This window comes from Salipiger mucosus DSM 16094, assembly GCF_000442255.1.
GTDB classification, from domain to species: domain Bacteria; phylum Pseudomonadota; class Alphaproteobacteria; order Rhodobacterales; family Rhodobacteraceae; genus Salipiger; species Salipiger mucosus.
Map to the genome: position 1 here is coordinate 645,839 of NZ_KE557274.1, position 16,170 is coordinate 662,008.

Below are 16,170 nucleotides of genomic sequence, written 5' to 3' on the forward strand. Positions count from 1 at the left end.
CGCCCGGCGTCAAGTGCGCGCGGCGGCTCAGCCGGCGATGGCGCGCAGCGCGCGGGCCCGCGCGGGCGGAATCGCGGCGGTCTCGACCCCGGTGAAGACGTGCAGGGTGTTCATCTGCCGGTCCACGACCGCGTGATCGCTCACCCAGCCGCCCATCGACAAGTAGGTGCGCAGCAACGGCGGGATGAGTTTCTGCGCCGCCCGCGCGTCGGAGGGGCCGGGCGCGAATCCCACGACCTCGGGCGCCTTGCGCCCGACGCGCCAGCGCTCGGGCGCGGCGTGACGGCTGGCGAGAAAGGCGAAGGCCGCGGCATAGGGGGCCGGATCGGTGCCGCTGAAACTGGCGCAACCGAAGAGCAGCTGCGCGCCCCGCGCATCGACCAGCGCGGTGATCGCGCCCCATGCGAGGCGCAGGATGTCGGGGTCGGACTGGCCGGGGCGGATGCAGAAGCGCCCCAGCTCCAGAAGCGGGCCGTCGAATCCCTCGAGCCGCCGCAGGTCATAATACTGCCCCGAGTAGCTGTCGCCCATGCCCGTGCCGCTCTCGATCCAGAGGAAGCGGAAGCAGGCCAGCAGCGTGCCGGCTCGCGCATCCTCGATCAGCATGTGACGGCAGCGGGTGTCGAAGGCGTCGGCATCGGGTCCGCCATCGGGCCCGAAGAAGGCGCGCCCGCGCAACGCCTGGGCCGCGGCCACATCGGCCTCGGTCGTCGCCTGCCTGGCCTGCAACCTGCCGCGGGACAACAGCGTCTCCCCCTCTGCCGGCCTCTGCTGCTCGGGGGGCATCGCCGGCCCTCCTACTGTCCGAGGGAGTCGCCGAGAGACAGACGGCCGATGTTGCCGAAGAGCTTGCGGATGAAGCCGATGTCGCCGTCGCCCGATTGCGTGACGCGCCGTGTGAGCGGCACGACGATGCCGTCCTCGAGACCGTAGCGGCTGATGCCCCGCACGACGCCGTCACCGTCGAAGGCGATCTCGACGACCTCGCGGTTCACCACCTCGGGCGCCTGCCAGGCAAAGCTGCGGATCTCGCTCTCGATGTAGTAGAAGCCGCTGTCGTTGAGCACACCCGAGGTCGTCGGCACTCCGACGACGTCCTCGACGGTGCCGCGCGTGTCGATTCCGGGCACGATCTGCTGCAGATCGTCATCCGAGGGTGTGTAGCCGTGGGTGCGGTATTGTGCCGAACAGGCCGCCACCGACAGGACCAGCCCGCCCGCCATGAGCGCGTTTCTCAGCCGTCTTGTCATGGCCCTGCCTCTGCCCCCGCAACTACCCTTGTGTCGACCTTGGCGGCCTTCTATCCCCGATTACATATACATGCCAAGCCGTTCAAGCAAAGGAAGGCACAGGTGGCTGACAGAGACGACGACACCGCCACGCACCGGCTGCGGGTGGCGGCCCTGAAAGCGGGCCGGCCCACGCGGTTCGACTACCGCCCCGACGATGCCGCGCGCGCCGCGCTGGCCGAAAGGCTGGAGCTGCGCGGCCTGCGCAAGGCGCGCCTCGCCGGCGAGATCGCGCCCGAGGGCCGCGACGGCTGGCGGCTCAAGGCGACGCTGGGTGCGACGGTCACGCAGTCCTGCGTGGCAACACTGGAGCCGGTGAGCACGCGCATCGACGAGCCGGTCGAGCGGCTCTACCTGCCGGAGGCGGCCTTCCCGTCCCTCGACGAGGGGTCGGAAACCGAGGTGCCCGAGGACGACGCCGATCCGCTGCCGCAGGTGATCGACCTGCGCGACGTGATGACCGAGGCGCTCTCGCTGGCGCTGCCGCCCTACCCGCGCAGTCCCGATGCCCCCGAGCCCGAGGTTGCCGCGGAGGACGACGCTCCGGACGCCGCCTCCGAGCGGCCGAACCCCTTTGCCCAGCTCGCGGGATTGCGCGACAAGCTGGCAGAGGACGATAACGGCAAGGAGTGACGCGCAGGGGACACGAATCCCCTTGCGTCCGAGCGACAAATCCCTATTTTCGCGCCTTCATCGGAATTCCGGGTTGCCATGCCACGTGCCTTGAGACTATGAGGCCGGGCACACGCCCGACACCAGAACCGGGCAACAAATTGCCCCACACGCGAATGATCGAGGTTGAGACATGGCCGTCCAACAGAACAAAGTATCCAAATCGCGCCGCAACAACCGTCGGGCGCATGACGCCCTCTCCGCGGCCAACCCCAACGAGTGCGACAACTGCGGCGAGCTGAAGCGCCCGCACCACGTCTGCCCGTCCTGCGGCCACTACGCCGAGCGCGAAGTCGTCGCCGCAGCCGACGAGATCGACCTGGACGAAGACGCCGCCTGAACAGCCGAAGGCCCGGTCCCCGCATGAGTCCTCTCTCGGATCACCGCAAGGCGGACGGGCCCTTGGTGCTCTCCATCGACGCCATGGGCGGAGATCGCGGGCCGGCAACCATCGTTGCCGGCCTTGCCACCTTTGCACGCAAGCACGAAGACGTCCGCTTCCTGCTGCACGGCCCCCGGGACGAGCTGCAGGCGCTTGTCGACAAGCGCCCCGCGCTGTCCGGCCGCTGCGACGTGCGCGACGCACCCCGCGTCGTATCGATGGAAGACAAGCCCAGCCACGTCATGCGCAACGGGCAGGACACCTCGATGTGGTCCACGCTCGATTCGGTGCGCGACGGCGAGGCGACGGTTGCCGTCTCCTGCGGCAACACCGGCGCGCTGATGCTGCTGTCGATGGTGCGCCTGCGCAAGCTGCCGGGCGTCAATCGGCCGGCCATCGCGGTGCTCTGGCCCTCGCGCAACCCGCAGGGCTACAACGTCATCCTGGACGTGGGCGCCGATATCCGCGCCGACGCGGACGACCTGCTGAAATACGCCATGATGGGCGCCTCCTATGCGCGCAACGGGCTCTCGCTCGAGCAGCCGCGCGTCGGCCTGCTGAACGTGGGCACGGAGGAGCACAAGGGCCGGACCGAGCTCAAGGCGGCGCATGAACTCATCTCGGCCAATGCCGAGCAGAACGGGTTCGACTTCGTCGGCTTCGTCGAGGGCAGCGATCTGCCCGGAACGCGCTGCGACGTGATCGTCACCGACGGGTTCACCGGCAACATCGCGCTAAAGACCGGAGAGGGCACCGCCTCGCTCATCGGCGACCTGCTGCGCGAGGCCTTCGCCTATTCTCCGCTGTCCCGCATCGCGTCGCTTCTGGCGCTGACCTCGCTCAAGCGCCTGCAGGCCCGGATCGACCCGCGCCGCAAGAACGGCGGCGTCTTCCTGGGGCTCAACGGCACGGTCGTGAAATCTCACGGCGCCGCGGACGCGACGGGTGTGGCAGCCGCCGTCGAACTGGCCTACGATCTGGCCCAATCGGGGTTCGGCGACCGGCTCGCGGCACGCATTGCCGCGGCGGGCGACACGCGCCCCACCGCCGAGGACGGCCCGGCGAACGAGCAGAAAGACGGAACCGACCAATGACGATACGGGCAAAGGTGACAGGGATCGGGCATTATCTGCCCGAGCATGTCGTCCCCAACGCCGAGTTCGAAAAGACCCTCGACACCTCGGACGAGTGGATCCGCAGCCGCTCGGGGATCGAGCGGCGCCACTTTGCCGCCGAGGGTGAAACCACCTCGGACCTCGCCACCAATGCCGCCATGGCCGCGCTGGGCGACGCAGGCCTCACGCCGGCCGATCTCGACGGCATCGTCGTGGCGACCTCGACGCCGGACCTGACCTTTCCCTCCGCCGCCACCATGGTGCAGGCGCGCCTCGGGATGGAGCGCGGATTCGCCTTCGACATCCAGGCGGTCTGCGCGGGCTTCGTCTACGGGCTGGCCAACGCCAACGCGCTGATCGTCTCGGGCACGGCGAAGCGGATCATGGTGATCGGCGCCGAGACCTTCTCGCGCATCCTCGACTGGAACGACCGCTCGACCTGCGTGCTTTTCGGCGACGGCGCGGGCGCGCTGATCCTCGAGGCCTCGGAAGGCGACGGCACCAAGGAGGATCGCGGCGTGCTGTCGGTCGACATCCACTCCGACGGCCGCTTCCGCGACCTGCTCTACGTCGACGGCGGCGTGAGCACGAATTCCATCGGCCACCTGCGGATGGAAGGCAAGGAGGTCTTCCGCCACGCGGTTGCCAAGCTTGCCGCCACCGCGACCACGGCAATGGAGAAGGCCGGCGTCACAACCGACGAGATCGACTGGATCGTGCCGCACCAGGCGAACATCCGCATCATCACCGGCACGGCCAAGAAGCTGGGCCTGCCGATGGAGCAGGTCATCGTCACCGTGCAGGACCACGGCAACACCTCGGCGGCCTCGATCCCGATGGCGCTGTCCGTCGGCAAGGCCGAGGGCCGCATCAAGCCGGGCGACGTGGTCATCACCGAAGCCATCGGCGGCGGCCTGGCCTGGGGCGCGGTGCTGCTGCGCTGGTGATTGCCCCCGTCCGGCGGCGACCTGCCGCCGAAATCGCGGGTCAGGCCCGGCTTTCAAGTACCTGACGTTGACACGGAAAATTGACCGCGCCTATGCTGGCGGAAACTCCGGAGGGACGGGAATGGGTGAAAAGACTCTCACGCGCATGGATCTGAGCGAGGCCGTCTTCCGCGAGGTCGGCCTGTCGCGCAACGAAAGCGCAGACTTGGTGGAATCGGTTCTCCAGCACATGTCCGACGCGCTCGTGCGGGGGGAACAGGTCAAGATCTCGTCCTTCGGCACCTTCTCGGTGCGCGACAAGGCGGCGCGCGTGGGCCGCAATCCCAAGACCGGCGAAGAGGTGCCGATCCAGCCGCGCCGCGTGCTGACGTTCCGCCCCTCGCACTTGATGAAAGAGCGCGTCGCCGACGGCAACAAGGGGTAAGCGGGCATGAGCAAGTCCCGCGACGCCTTCCGCACCATCAGCGAGGTCGCGGAGCTGCTGGACACGCCGGCTCACGTCCTGCGCTTCTGGGAAAGCAAGTTCACGCAGGTCAAGCCGGTGAAGCGCGCCGGTGGTCGGCGGTATTACCGGCCCGGCGACATCGGCCTGCTGGCCGGCATCAAGAAGCTGCTCCACGACGACGGCATGACCATCAAGGGCGTGCAGAAGGTGCTGCGCGAGAAGGGCGTGCGCCATGTCTCGGGCCTCGTGCCCGCGCCGACCGAGGTCGCCGCCGAGGAAGAGGTCGCGGAGATGATCGAGGACGCGCCCTATACGGAGGCCCCCGAGGAAAGCGGCACCGTCCTGCCCTTCGTCGCCCCCGACAGCCCGCCGCGCGCCGAGCCGACTGTGGCCGAGAGTGCCGTCCCGGATCAAGCGGAGGCACCGGAGGCCGCGCCGGCCGAAGATGGAGAGTGGCCAGAGGCGGAGCCGAGCGACACCGATATGCCGACCGAGCCAGTGTCCGACGACGCCTTTGACGCCCCGGAGCCGATTTCGGCCGGGGCCGCGATGCCCCCCGAGATGGCGCCCGAGGCCGAGGACACGCTGGCGGCCGAGATTCCCGGACCTGACGCCGACGACATGCCCGGCGGCCTTGGCGCGCAAGAGTCGCAGGCACCTGAAGCCTCGGATGCGGTGACCGAGAGCGAACCTGCGCTCGGTCCTTACCCCGTCGAGGACACGCCCTCGGCGGTCGCGGAAGCTGAGCAAACACCGACCGACGAGCACGACCACGAGGCTGGTGCGGAAGCCGAGGCCGAAGCCGCGGTCGGTTCCGAACCCACGACATATACCGAGCCTGTAGCCGATGCCGGTGAAGGGGCCGACTCGGATGCCGAAACCTGGCCGGATCTCTTCGGCCGCGGCGAGAGCTCGCCCCCTGCGGCCATGTCCGAAACACCTCCGAACCCCTTGCCCGAGTTCCTGGCCCAGTCGCTCGAGGAGCGCGCGACCGAGACGGGCGAACTGCCCGCCGACACGGCCGAGTCGCCCGAGGTGAACGACGAAGAGGTCGATATGGCCGAACCCGTCGAGGCCGGATTCGACGCGCCGGGCGCGGACAGCGCGCCGGCCGACTCGGACGAATCCGAATCTCCGGAGGCTGCGGCCGAGCCGCCGGACATGCCCGCCCAGACTGCCCAGGCCCCTGCTCCCGCGCCGCTGCCGGAACTGCGCTCGGAGGCCGATCTGCCGACGCCCGCGCCCGGCCCGCTGGCGCATCTGGCGCGGGTCCAGCGGCTCGATCCCGAGCGCGCGGCGGCGCTTGCGCCGCATGTCGCCGCGCTGCGGGCGCTTGTCGAAGGCCGCGCCGCGACCGAGGCCGATTGACCCGCAGACAGGCGCGGATTTCCGCGATTCAGGGCTTGCCCCCGCCGGCGAAAAACAGTATGAACGGGCCTCACAAGTCGGGCTATGGCGCAGCCTGGTAGCGCGTCCGTCTGGGGGACGGAAGGTCGCAGGTTCGAGTCCTGCTAGCCCGACCAATCATCCGACTTGTCACGACAATTTCTCCGACGCGCGGTCGGCGCGGCGGTGCATTTGCGCTCCCCTTCGCGGCGCAGGATTGCTAAGCAGTCCCGAAAACAGGGGACGGACCGCGATGACAGGCGTGCTTGCCAGCCAGCAGATCGAAACGCTGATCGCCGAGGGCGCGATCGACACCGGCGCCCCGCCGGCGCGGGGCCAGGTGCAGCCCGCCAGCCTCGACTTGCGGCTGGGCAGCGAAGCGATCCGCGTGCGCGCCTCCTTCCTCGCGGGCTCAGGACGTCCGGTCGCGGAGCGTCTCGACGAGTTCGAGATGCACCGCGTCGACCTGACCGGCGACGGCGCCGTGCTGGAAAAGGGCTGCGTCTACGTCGTCCCGCTGATGGAGCGCCTCGCCCTGCCCGCCGACCTGTCGGCCGTGGCCAACGCCAAGAGCTCGACCGGGCGGCTGGACCTGCTGACGCGCACGATCACCGATGGCGGCACCGAGTTCGACCGCGTGGCGCCGGGATACACCGGCCCGCTTTATGCCGAGATCTGTCCGCGCAGCTTCTCGGTGCTGGCGCGCTCGGGCATGCGGCTGAACCAGATCCGCTTTCGGCGCGGGCAGTCGGTGCTGGACGACGCGGCACTGCGGGCGCTGCACGACAGCGAGACGCTGGTCGGCGGTGGCCCGGCGCTCATCGACGACGGGCTGGGTTTCTCGGTCGACCTTCAGCCCGCAGAGGGCGCGCTGGCGGGCTGGCGGGCCAAGCGGCACACCGGCGTCATCGACCTCGACCGGATCGGCCACTACGATCCGCTGGAGTTCTGGGACCCGCTGCAGGCCCGGCACGGGCGGCTGATCCTCGACCCCGATGCCTTCTATATCCTCGTGAGCCGCGAGGCGGTCCACATCCCGCCCGCCTATGCCGCCGAGATGGCGCCCTATCTCGCCATGGTGGGCGAGTTCCGCGTGCACTACGCCGGTTTCTTCGATCCCGGCTTCGGCCATGCGGGCGCGGGGGGCACGGGCTCGCACGGGGTGCTTGAGGTGCGGTGCCACGAGGCCCCCTTTGTGCTGGAGCACGGGCAGATCGTCGGACGCCTGGTCTACGAACGCATGGACGAGGTGCCTGCCCAGCTATACGGCGCGGGAATCGCCTCGAACTACCAGGGCCAGGGACTGAAGCTGTCTAAGCACTTCCGCGCGCCCGAAGCGGGCGCCTAGAACTTGATGAAGCGCCGTGCCACGCGTGCGGCCTTCTTTGCGGTCTTCGCCTGCTTGCGCGCACGCTGGCGCTGACGGCGCTCCTCGGGCGTGAGCGGCGCGTCGGCGCCGCGGCGTCCCGGACCCATGGTCTTGTCGATGCCTGCGTTCATGCCGCGGCCCACGGCCCGTCGGACCACCATGCGCGAAATCGTGTTGAAGATACTCATCGCCCGCTCCTATTGCTGCTGATCCGAAGCATAGCCCGGCCTCCGGGAATTTCAGCCCGATGCCTAGAATGCGCAGCATCGGGCCGCGAACGCGCCATGGCCGCCCGGGTTCCCGGCCTTGCCCGACCGGCGGAAGACGGCCAAAACCACATCAAGGCCGCGCGGTTCCTCGCTGATCATAAACACCTTTTTCGCATCGACCGGAACGGTTCTGCACCCCCTGCTGTTGTGACGCCACGAAGGCAGACGCCTTCGCCAACTTGCATCTGTGAGGAGACCCGACATGCAACGCACCAAGACCATTCTGCTGGGCACCGCCCTTGCCAGCCTTGTCGCAGCACCTGTCGCCGCAGCGATGAGCGCCTCGGCCACCACCGACCTGAACCTGCGCACGGGCCCCGGTCCGCAGTACGAGGTGCAGGATGTCATCGCCTCCTCCGACGAAGTCGACGTCATGGGCTGCCTCGACCAAGCCGAATGGTGCGAGGTCTCCTACAACGGCAGCGAGGGCTGGGCCTACTCCGCCTACCTGACGACGCCGGTCGAGGATGAGCCGGTCGTGATCTACGAGAACACGGAACGCCTGGAAGTCGAGACCGTGACCTACGAGGATGACGAAGGCGCCGGCGTCGGCGCGGCAGCTGCAGGCGGCTGGGGCGCGCTGGCAGGCTCGCTGCTGGTCGGTGGCCCGGCCGCCGCTGCCGCAGGCGCCGTGGTCGGTGCCGTCGCGGGCGCCGAGTCGCAGATCGAGGAAAAGACCGTGACCTACGTGGTCGAGAACCCGGTCGAACCGGTCTACCTCAGCGGCGAAGTCGCCACCGGCGCGGGCATTCCGCAAGACATCGAGGTCTACGAGGTGCCGGAGAGCGACTACGCCTACCTCAACGTGAACGAGACGCCGGTCGTGATCGACCCTGAGACCCGTCGCATCGTGCAGGTGGTCCGCTGATCCAAGCCTCTTGAGGGAACGAAGGCCCCCGGTCCGCGCGACCGGGGGCTTTTTTCGGTCAGTCCTCGAACAGCTCGCTCTGACCCTCGGTCGCGTCGTCCTCGTCGTCGTCGTCGCTTTCGGGCCCCGGCGTGCCCGCGCCCGGCGGCGGTCGGTTCTCGAGAAGGCCCGCGGCGCGCAGCTCCTTGAGGCCCGGCAGGTCGCGGGCGTTCTCGAGGCCGAAGTGGTCGAGGAAATCCTCGGTCACCACGAATGTCACCGGCCGCCCCGGCGTCATCTTGCGGCGCCCGAAGCGGATCCACTCCATCTCGAGCAGCTGGTCCACCGTGCCGCGCGAGACGCTCACGCCCCGGATCTCCTCGATCTCGGCGCGGGTGACGGGCTGGTGATAGGCGATGATCGCCAGGGTCTCGATCGCCGCGCGCGAGAGCTTGCGGGTCTCGACCGTCTCCTTCTGCATGAGAAACCCGAGGTCCGGCGCGGTGCGCATCGCCCAGGCGTCGCCCACCCTCACGAGGTGCACGCCGCGCCCCTCGTAGCGCTTGCGCAGGTGCGCCAGCGCCTCGGCCGGGTCCGAGCCGTGCGGCATCCGGTCGGTCAGCTCGCGCACCGTGACCGGCTCGGCCGACGCGAAGAGCACCGCCTCGACCATGCGCTCCTGTTCGCCCATCGGCGGCGCCTCGAAGAGCGACTCGCGCGGGGTGTCGGCCTCGTCGCCGTGATCCTCGGTCTCGTCAGTCATCGTCGTCTTTCCGTCTGCGCAACTCGATCGGGGCGAAGGTCTCGGACTGGCGCAGCTCGGCGCGGCCCTCCTTGACCAGCTCCAGCGAGGCGGCAAAGGTTGCCGCCGTGGCCGAGCGCCACTTGACCGGGTCGCTGTCCCAGCCATCGGGAAGATAGCTGGAAATGTCGGTCCAGGTGCCGGCGAAGCCGATCAGCCCCTTCATGCGGTCAAGGGCCTCTTCCATGGTGTACACGCTGTCGCGGTCCATGACGAAGGGGCGGAATTCGTCGCGGGTGCGGATGCGGGCGTAGCCCTGCATCAGGTCCAGCAGGGTCGCGGTGTAGCGCACCTTGCGCACGCGCTCGACGGTCTCGGGCACGCCGCGGGCGAAGAAGTCGCGCCCCAGCCGGTCGCGCGCCATGAGCCGGGCGGCCACGTCGCGCATGGCCTGCAGGCGTTCCAGCTGGAAGGCCAGGTGCGCGGCCAGTTCCTCGCCCGAGGGGCCCTCTTCCTCCGGGTCGGGCGGTAGAAGCAGCCGCGACTTGAGGTAGGCCAGCCAGGCCGCCATCACGAGGTAGTCCGCCGCCAGCTCGAGCCGCAGCGCCTTGGCCTTCTCCACAAAGGCCAGGTATTGCTGAGCGAGGTTCAGCACCGAGATCTTGCGCAGGTCCACCTTCTGCGTGCGCGACAGCGAGAGCAGCAGGTCGAGCGGCCCCTCGAATCCGTCGACGTCGACGATCAGCGCCTCGGCGGCAAGGCGTTCGGAGACGCTGAGCGTCTCGACGTTCTCGAACTCGTCGTTCATTCAGAGGCGTCCCGGTGACAGCGCCTCAAGCTCCGCCTCGAGCGCCGCGATGTCAACATCGTCGGGCTCGGGACGCGCGGCGAGCGCCGCTTCTGCGCGGGCCTGTGCCGCCTCGGACATCTCGCCCGCCCGCCGCATGAGCGTCAGCATCTCGCGCATCTCGCCATTGCAGTGCAGCACCACGTCGCAGCCCGCCGCGAGCGAGGCAGCCGCCCGGCTGCCCACGTTGCCCTCGAGCGCCTGCATCGAGATGTCGTCGGTCATCAGCAGCCCGTCGAAGCCGAGGTCCTCGCGGATGAGGCGGATCATGCGGTCCGAAACGGTGGCGGCGCGCGTGGCATAGGCCTCGAACACGAGGTGCGCCGTCATGCCGAGCGGCTGGTCGTGGAAGGGACGGAAGGCGGCGAAATCGACGCGCTCCAGCTCCTCCGGACCTGCCGAGATGCGCGGCAGCGCGAGATGGCTGTCCAGCTGCGCGAGGCCGTGCCCCGGCATGTGCTTGATGACCGGGTAGACGCCGCCCTGAGTCAGCCCCTGCGCCACGGCGACGCCGATCTCGACCACCTTGTCGACGCTCTCGCCGTAGCAGCGGTTGCGCAGGAAACGGTGCGTGTCTGGCCGCGCCACGTCGAGCATGGGCGCGCAGTTGCCGTCGATGCCCAGCCCGCGCAGCTCGTGGGCGATGATGCGGTAGCGCAGGAACATGGCCCGGGCGGCCTGGGCGCCGTGCCGCTCGACGTCGTCAAGCGGCGGCAGCCAGTCGCGCGCCAGCGGCGGGCGCAGGCGCTGCACGCGGCCGCCCTCCTGGTCGATGAAGATGGGCGCGTTCCAGCCCACCGCGTCGCGCAGCGCCTCGCAGAGCGCGCGGATCTGGTCGCGGCCGTGCAGGTTCCGCGCGAAGAGGATGAAGCCGAAGGGATTGGCGTCGGCGAAGAAGCGGCGCTCGGCGCCTGTCAGCCGGACTCCCTCGGGCGCGAGGATCGCCGCGCCGAACCGCCCCGTCACCGCGTGGCCACCGGGATGCAGTCCGCGTTCTCGGCCACGAAGGCGGCGCAGAAGCGGCGGGCGTCGGACAGGTCGTCGAAGCCGTGGGCGCGCAGGCGATAGAAGACGCGTCCGCCCGAGGAGGCACGTTCGATGACCATGTCCTTGTCCTCCATGTAGTCGCCGAAGCGCGTGGCGAAGCGTGCCCATTCGGCACGCGCCGTCTCGGGGCTGTCATAGGCGCCGAGCTGCGCGAGCCGCGTGCCCGCCTCGAGCGTGTCGGGATCGATCTCGGAAGGGCCGGAGGGTGCTTCGGGCGTCTCGGGCACGGCGGCGAGCGTGGCGGTGCGCAGCCCCTGCGGCCGCACCGCCGGCCGCAGCGAGCGCACCAGCGCGCCGGCGGGCGCGGGGCCGGTGTCTTCGGTCGCGTCGTCTTCGGCGCCCGAAAGCTCGGTTTTCACCGGCGTATCCTCGCCCGGCTCGAGATCACTGAGCGGCTTGGCATCCGCAGCGATCTGGTCGGCCAGTGCCTGGATCGGATCGACGCCATCCTCGACCGAGGCCGACTTGGCGGCCGCCGCAGCCCGGTCTTCGGTCTCTTCGGTGACATCCTCGGAGGTTGCAGCGCCTTCTTCCGAGGATGCGAGTTCGGGCTGTTCGACCGGCGCAACCACGGCGGGCGAAATCTTGTCCGAGGGGCGCGGCTCGGCCTCGGGGAGGTTTGCCTGGGGCACGTCCTCGTCCGAAAGGCCCGCGGTCTGCGGCGCCAGAAGCAGGCGGTCGGGCACCGGCGTCGCCGTGCCCGTGCCGGCCACGTCGTTCACGGCCAGTCCCTGGTGATCGGCAAGCCGTCCACCGGGGTCCTCGGGTGCGACGCGCATGGGCCCCTCCATCGCCTGGACAACGGGGATGCCGGTGACGTCGCGCATCACCAGCCTGTAGCCCCAGATGCCGACACCGACCATCAGCGCCAGCGATACCGCCGCGCCAAGCCAGTTGGCCATGTTCGCCAGTCTACGCCCGGTCGGGGCCTCGACCGGCCCGTCATAGGTGAAATCCGCCATCACTGCCTCGCTGCGCCCCGGGACGGTTGGTCCGCCCTTGAAGGGTCTGTCCAGGTTCTTGCCCGAACCCCGGGGCGACGCGGCTTTGTGCCTTAGCGCATTTCTTCCGCCGGGGTCACGCCAAGGATACCAAGACCGGCGGAAATGACAACCGCGGCGGCCCGTGCCAGCGCGATTTTGCTCTGGCTGGCGGCAACGTCATCCTCCTGCAGGAACCGCAGTTCCGGCACGTCATGACCCTTGTTCCAGAGCGCATGCAACTCGGAGGCCAGCTCGTTGAGCCAGATCGCCACCTTGTGCGGCTCGTGCCCGCGCGCGGCGATCTCGACAAGACGTGGCCACTCGGCGATCTTCTTTGCGAGCCCCTGCTCGGCCTCGTGCGCGCGCAGGGCCGGATCGGCCTGTGCCAGCGCCGCGTCCGAGACGTCGATGCCCGCCGCCTGCGCCTTGCGCATCACCGAGCAGACGCGGGCGTGGGCGTATTGCACGTAGAACACCGGGTTGTCGCGCGACTGCTCGACCGCCTTGTCGAAGTCGAAGTCCAGCGGCGCGTCGTTCTTGCGGGTCAGCATGACGAAGCGCGTCACATCGGGGCCGACCTCCTCGACCACGTCGCGCAGGGTCACGAAAGTGCCGGCGCGCTTGGACATCTTGAACGGCTCGCCGTTCTTGAAGAGCTTCACCAGCTGGATCAGCTTGATGTCGAGCGGCGTCTTGCCGTCAGACAGCGCCGAAACCGCCGCCTTCATCCGCTTGACGTAGCCGCCGTGATCGGCGCCGAAGACATCGATGAGCTGATCGTAGCCGCGCTGCACCTTGTCGTAGTGATAGGCGATGTCGGGCGCGAAATAGGTCCAGGCGCCGTCCGATTTCATGATCGGCCGGTCGACGTCGTCCCCATGCTCGGTCGACTTGAAGAGCGTCTGTTCGCGCGGCTCCCAGTCCTCGGGCTTCTTGCCCTTGGGCGGCTCGAGCACGCCGCGATAGATCAGGCCCTTGTCGCGCAGGCTCTCGATCGCGGATTCGATGAGGCCGGTGCCGTAGAGCGACTTTTCCGAGAAGAAGCTGTCCATCTCGACGTTCAGCAGGCGCAGGTCCTCGCGGATGATCTCCATCATCGCATCGGTCGAGAACTCGCGGACGTACTCCAGCCAGACGGACTCGGGCTGGTCGACGTACTTGTCGCCGACGAGGTTCTTGAGCGCCTCGCCCACCGGGATCAGGTAGTCGCCCGGGTAGGTGCCGTCGGCGAACTCGACCGTGTGCCCCTGCGCCTCGAGGTAGCGCAGGTAGACCGACCGCGCGAGCACGTCGACCTGTGCCCCGCCGTCGTTGATGTAGTATTCGCGCGTGACGTCATAGCCCGCGTAGTCGAGCAGCGAGGCCAACGCATCGCCGAAGACCGCGCCGCGGGTGTGGCCTACGTGCAGCGGCCCGGTCGGGTTGGCCGAGACGTACTCGACGTTGACCTTCTCGCCCTGCCCCAGCGTCGAGCGGCCGAAATCGGCGCCCTGCGTCAGCACCGTTTCCGGAAGGCCCTGCCAGACCGTGGGCGCGAGGCGCAGGTTCAGGAAGCCCGGGCCCGCCACCTCGGCCGAGGCGATGCGGTCGTCGGTGCCCAGATGCGCGGCCAGCGCCTCGGCGATGTCGCGGGGTTTCTTCTGCGCGGGCTTGGCGAGCACCATGGCGGCATTGGTCGCCATGTCGCCGTGCAGCGGATCGCGCGGCGGCTCCACCGTCACGGGCGCGGTGTTCAGGCCCTCGGGCAGGACGCCCTCGGACTGCAGCGCCTCGATCGCCTCCAGGACGCGCGCGCGGATGTCGGTGAAAAGGTTCATGCGGACAGTCTCCATGCCATCGGCGTCCCTCTACCACGCTGACCTGCGGGGTCAAACGTCACGCGCGGGGTGGCGACCGCTCGCGCGCTCACTCGGCCTTGAGCGTGTCGCGGCCCTCGGGGTCGCGGCGGTCCTCCTTGCGCTCAAGCCGCTTGGGCGCCATGGCCAGAAGGCGCGTGCCCTCGGTCTCCTTGGGCTCGGTCTCGGGGCCCAGCAGGCGCAGCGTGCCGTTGGGGCCAAGGTCGGCAATGGGAACCGCGGCGGGATGGCATTCGCGCCAGTCCTGCAGGGTGAACGCCTTGGACAGCGTGGTGCTGCGGAACTCCCAGTCCTCGGCCAGCCGCGCGTTGGCCTCGAAGTAGGTGTCGTTCGCCCCGATCGCCTGTCCGCCCAACGTCGCCGGAAGCGCGTGCCGGGCCGAGGCCTGCCGCACGCGCTTGAGCTGGAAGACGTTCTCGCGGCCGAATTCCGGCGCGAGGTCGGTCGCGACCAGCGTGTTGTAGGCGTCGTTGTCCGTGGCGGCGACGATCTTGTCGTAGCTCACGAGATCGACACGGTCCTCGGCCGCTTCGGACAGGATGTCGCCCCAGAAGGTGTCGAGCCCCTCCTCGCGCGCCATGCGCAGGTGGGCGTGGTTTGGGTCGGCCACCATCACCGGCAGATCGAGTTCCTTCAGCACCGCGGCCAGCGCGGTCGACCAGCGCGAGCCGCCGACGATCAGCACGCCCGGCGTCTCGGTCGCGTTGAGCCCCAGCGCACGGGCCAGCGGCGTGAGCGTGAAGCCGTGCAGCACCACCGTCGCCGCGACCAGCGCGAAGGCCAGCGGCGCCACGCGGGACCCGTCCTCGAAGCCGAGCGCGGCCAGCCGTTCGCCAAAGAGGCCGGCCACGGCCACAAGCACCACGCCGCGCGGGCCGGTGAAGGCCACCAGCAGCCGCTCGCGCCAGGTGATGTTGGAGAAGGCCAGCGAGACCAGCACCGGCAGCGGGCGCGCGACGAGGATCACGACCACGACGAAGGCCAGCGCCGTCCAGTCCAGCGTCATCAGCGTCTCGAGGCTCATGTTCGCGGCCAGCAGGATGAAGACGCCCGAGACCAGCAGCACCGTCGCGTGCTCCTTGAAGCGGCGCATCTCGACGTAGCTGGGCAGCCCGGCATTGGCGATCCACAGGCCCATGACCGTGACCGCCAGCAGCCCGGATTCGTGCAGCAGGTGGTCCGAGACCGCGAAGACCCCCAGCAGCAGCACGAAGAGCACCGGCACCTTCATGTATTCCGGCACCAGCGCGTTGCGGAAGGCCCGCACGAGGCCCCAGCCCGCCGCCGCGCCGAGCACCAGCGCCGTGGCGACACCCAGCGTGAGCTGCGCCAGCGCGTGGCTCAGCGAGGTCGCATCGGCCAGAACCACGACCAGTTCGAAGGCCAGCACGGCCGCCAGCGCGCCCACCGGGTCGTTGACGATGGCCTCCCAGTGCAGCAGCGCCGCGGGGCGTTTCTTCAGCCGCGCCTGCCGCAGCATCGGTGCGATCACCGTCGGGCCCGTGACGATCATGATGCCGCCGAAGACCGCCGAGGTCGGCCAGCTCAGCCCGGCGATCCAGTGCAGCGCGGCTGCACTGGCGGCCCAGCCCAGCGGCGCCCCGATCAGCACCAGCCGCCGCACGCCCGTGGCCGCGTCGCTGAGCGACTTCAGGCTCAGCGACATGCCGCCCTCGAAGAGGATGATCGCCACGGCGATGGCCACCATGGGCTGCATCAGGAAGCCGAACTGCTCGGAGGGCGTCAGCAGGCCCAGCCCCGGCCCGACCGCGAGGCCCGCCAGCAGCATCAGCACGATGGCGGGAAGCCGCAGTTTCCACGCAAGCCACTGCGAGCCCACGCCAAGCGCGCCCACCAGCGCAAACCCAAGAACCGGGTCCAGCCCGGCACTCGCCGCAGTCGCCATGAATGTCGTCCCTCTTTCGTTCTCCGCGCCGCGGCGCGCCTCATCAGATGACGCGGAGACCGCCGCTG

The 16,170-nt window shown here is 69.4% G+C and carries 17 protein-coding genes and 1 tRNA gene; 9 read left to right on the forward strand and 9 right to left on the reverse strand.

Going from position 1 to position 16,170, the window contains the following annotated elements; genetic code table 11:
• Positions 1-27: 27 nt before the first annotated feature.
• Both SALMUC_RS09110 and SALMUC_RS09115 read right to left on the reverse strand, forming a co-directional pair.
• Positions 28-786, reverse strand: coding sequence for a GNAT family N-acetyltransferase (locus SALMUC_RS09110; RefSeq protein ID WP_037371412.1), 759 nt, complete (start codon positions 784-786; stop codon positions 28-30).
• Positions 787-797: 11 nt separating this feature from the next.
• Entirely contained in the window at positions 798-1,250 is a 453-nt protein-coding gene (locus SALMUC_RS09115) for an outer membrane protein assembly factor BamE (RefSeq protein WP_021120142.1), read from the reverse strand.
• A gap of 102 nt (positions 1,251-1,352) precedes the next feature.
• Here SALMUC_RS09115 and SALMUC_RS09120 point away from each other — a divergent pair, with 102 nt between their 5' ends.
• The 8 genes from SALMUC_RS09120 to SALMUC_RS09155 all read left to right on the forward strand — a co-directional run bounded on the left by SALMUC_RS09120 (position 1,353) and on the right by SALMUC_RS09155 (position 7,584).
• Positions 1,353-1,922 carry a YceD family protein gene (locus tag SALMUC_RS09120; protein WP_020040312.1) on the forward strand — a complete coding sequence of 190 codons (570 nt, stop codon included), beginning with the start codon at positions 1,353-1,355 and terminating at the stop codon, positions 1,920-1,922.
• A gap of 172 nt (positions 1,923-2,094) precedes the next feature.
• The gene (gene rpmF / locus SALMUC_RS09125; protein WP_020040313.1) at positions 2,095-2,301 is read left to right on the forward strand and encodes a 50S ribosomal protein L32; all 207 of its coding nucleotides are present in this window, start codon (positions 2,095-2,097) and stop codon (positions 2,299-2,301) included.
• A gap of 23 nt (positions 2,302-2,324) precedes the next feature.
• Positions 2,325-3,437, forward strand: coding sequence for a phosphate acyltransferase PlsX (gene plsX, locus SALMUC_RS09130; RefSeq protein ID WP_020040314.1), 1,113 nt, complete (start codon positions 2,325-2,327; stop codon positions 3,435-3,437).
• Complete coding sequence (locus SALMUC_RS09135; RefSeq protein WP_020040315.1) at positions 3,434-4,405, forward strand: beta-ketoacyl-ACP synthase III; 972 nt, start codon at positions 3,434-3,436, stop codon at positions 4,403-4,405. The genes plsX and SALMUC_RS09135 overlap by 4 nt, the downstream gene beginning before the upstream one ends.
• 121 nt (positions 4,406-4,526) lie before the next feature.
• On the forward strand, positions 4,527-4,829 hold the full coding sequence (gene ihfA / locus SALMUC_RS09140) for an integration host factor subunit alpha (protein WP_020040316.1): 303 nt from the start codon (positions 4,527-4,529) through the stop codon (positions 4,827-4,829).
• Between the two features lie 6 nt (positions 4,830-4,835).
• Positions 4,836-6,218, forward strand: a complete 1,383-nt coding sequence (locus SALMUC_RS31020) for a MerR family transcriptional regulator (RefSeq protein WP_020040317.1) — start codon at positions 4,836-4,838, stop codon at positions 6,216-6,218.
• Between the two features lie 78 nt (positions 6,219-6,296).
• Positions 6,297-6,373, forward strand: a tRNA-Pro gene (locus SALMUC_RS09150).
• Positions 6,374-6,489: 116 nt separating this feature from the next.
• Positions 6,490-7,584 (forward strand): 2'-deoxycytidine 5'-triphosphate deaminase, encoded by a 1,095-nt coding sequence (locus tag SALMUC_RS09155; RefSeq protein ID WP_020040318.1) that lies wholly within the window; start codon positions 6,490-6,492, stop codon positions 7,582-7,584.
• Here SALMUC_RS09155 and SALMUC_RS09160 read toward each other — a convergent pair.
• Positions 7,581-7,793: a hypothetical protein gene (locus SALMUC_RS09160; RefSeq protein WP_020040319.1), complete on the reverse strand. Its 213-nt coding sequence runs from the start codon at positions 7,791-7,793 to the stop codon at positions 7,581-7,583. The genes SALMUC_RS09155 and SALMUC_RS09160 overlap by 4 nt on opposite strands.
• Positions 7,794-8,076: 283 nt before the next feature.
• Here SALMUC_RS09160 and SALMUC_RS09165 point away from each other — a divergent pair, with 283 nt between their 5' ends.
• On the forward strand, positions 8,077-8,742 hold the full coding sequence (locus tag SALMUC_RS09165; RefSeq protein WP_020040320.1) for a DUF1236 domain-containing protein: 666 nt from the start codon (positions 8,077-8,079) through the stop codon (positions 8,740-8,742).
• Between the two features lie 58 nt (positions 8,743-8,800).
• Here SALMUC_RS09165 and scpB read toward each other — a convergent pair whose 3' ends face one another.
• From scpB to SALMUC_RS09195, 6 genes are all read right to left on the reverse strand, one after another.
• Positions 8,801-9,484 (reverse strand): SMC-Scp complex subunit ScpB, encoded by a 684-nt coding sequence (scpB, locus tag SALMUC_RS09170; RefSeq protein WP_020040321.1) that lies wholly within the window; start codon positions 9,482-9,484, stop codon positions 8,801-8,803.
• Complete coding sequence (locus SALMUC_RS09175; RefSeq protein ID WP_020040322.1) at positions 9,477-10,271, reverse strand: segregation and condensation protein A; 795 nt, start codon at positions 10,269-10,271, stop codon at positions 9,477-9,479. The genes scpB and SALMUC_RS09175 overlap by 8 nt, the downstream gene beginning before the upstream one ends.
• Positions 10,272-11,276, reverse strand: coding sequence for a glycoside hydrolase family 3 N-terminal domain-containing protein (locus SALMUC_RS09180; protein WP_020040323.1), 1,005 nt, complete (start codon positions 11,274-11,276; stop codon positions 10,272-10,274).
• Positions 11,273-12,319, reverse strand: coding sequence for an SPOR domain-containing protein (locus SALMUC_RS31025; RefSeq protein WP_020040324.1), 1,047 nt, complete (start codon positions 12,317-12,319; stop codon positions 11,273-11,275). Before SALMUC_RS31025 ends, SALMUC_RS09180 begins: the two co-directional genes overlap by 4 nt.
• A gap of 92 nt (positions 12,320-12,411) precedes the next feature.
• Positions 12,412-14,157, reverse strand: a complete 1,746-nt coding sequence (gene argS, locus SALMUC_RS09190; RefSeq protein ID WP_037371633.1) for an arginine--tRNA ligase — start codon at positions 14,155-14,157, stop codon at positions 12,412-12,414.
• Between the two features lie 88 nt (positions 14,158-14,245).
• Positions 14,246-16,102 carry a cation:proton antiporter gene (locus SALMUC_RS09195; RefSeq protein ID WP_020040326.1) on the reverse strand — a complete coding sequence of 619 codons (1,857 nt, stop codon included), beginning with the start codon at positions 16,100-16,102 and terminating at the stop codon, positions 14,246-14,248.
• Positions 16,103-16,170 lie beyond the last annotated feature (68 nt).

Bases quoted from the DNA above. Each gene is read 5' to 3' on its own strand.
- SALMUC_RS09165 (WP_020040320.1), top strand. From the start codon at position 8,077: ATGCAACGCACCAAGACCATTCTGCTGGGCACCGCCCTTGCCAGCCTT.
- SALMUC_RS09115 (WP_021120142.1), bottom strand. From the start codon at position 1,250: ATGACAAGACGGCTGAGAAACGCGCTCATGGCGGGCGGGCTGGTCCTG.
- scpB (WP_020040321.1), bottom strand. From the start codon at position 9,484: ATGACTGACGAGACCGAGGATCACGGCGACGAGGCCGACACCCCGCGC.
- SALMUC_RS09195 (WP_020040326.1), bottom strand. From the start codon at position 16,102: ATGGCGACTGCGGCGAGTGCCGGGCTGGACCCGGTTCTTGGGTTTGCG.
- ihfA (WP_020040316.1), top strand. From the start codon at position 4,527: ATGGGTGAAAAGACTCTCACGCGCATGGATCTGAGCGAGGCCGTCTTC.
- SALMUC_RS09175 (WP_020040322.1), bottom strand. From the start codon at position 10,271: ATGAACGACGAGTTCGAGAACGTCGAGACGCTCAGCGTCTCCGAACGC.
- plsX (WP_020040314.1), top strand. From the start codon at position 2,325: ATGAGTCCTCTCTCGGATCACCGCAAGGCGGACGGGCCCTTGGTGCTC.
- SALMUC_RS09160 (WP_020040319.1), bottom strand. From the start codon at position 7,793: ATGAGTATCTTCAACACGATTTCGCGCATGGTGGTCCGACGGGCCGTG.
- SALMUC_RS09110 (WP_037371412.1), bottom strand. From the start codon at position 786: ATGCCCCCCGAGCAGCAGAGGCCGGCAGAGGGGGAGACGCTGTTGTCC.
- SALMUC_RS31025 (WP_020040324.1), bottom strand. From the start codon at position 12,319: ATGGCGGATTTCACCTATGACGGGCCGGTCGAGGCCCCGACCGGGCGT.
- argS (WP_037371633.1), bottom strand. From the start codon at position 14,157: ATGAACCTTTTCACCGACATCCGCGCGCGCGTCCTGGAGGCGATCGAG.
- SALMUC_RS09135 (WP_020040315.1), top strand. From the start codon at position 3,434: ATGACGATACGGGCAAAGGTGACAGGGATCGGGCATTATCTGCCCGAG.
- SALMUC_RS31020 (WP_020040317.1), top strand. From the start codon at position 4,836: ATGAGCAAGTCCCGCGACGCCTTCCGCACCATCAGCGAGGTCGCGGAG.
- rpmF (WP_020040313.1), top strand. From the start codon at position 2,095: ATGGCCGTCCAACAGAACAAAGTATCCAAATCGCGCCGCAACAACCGT.
- SALMUC_RS09155 (WP_020040318.1), top strand. From the start codon at position 6,490: ATGACAGGCGTGCTTGCCAGCCAGCAGATCGAAACGCTGATCGCCGAG.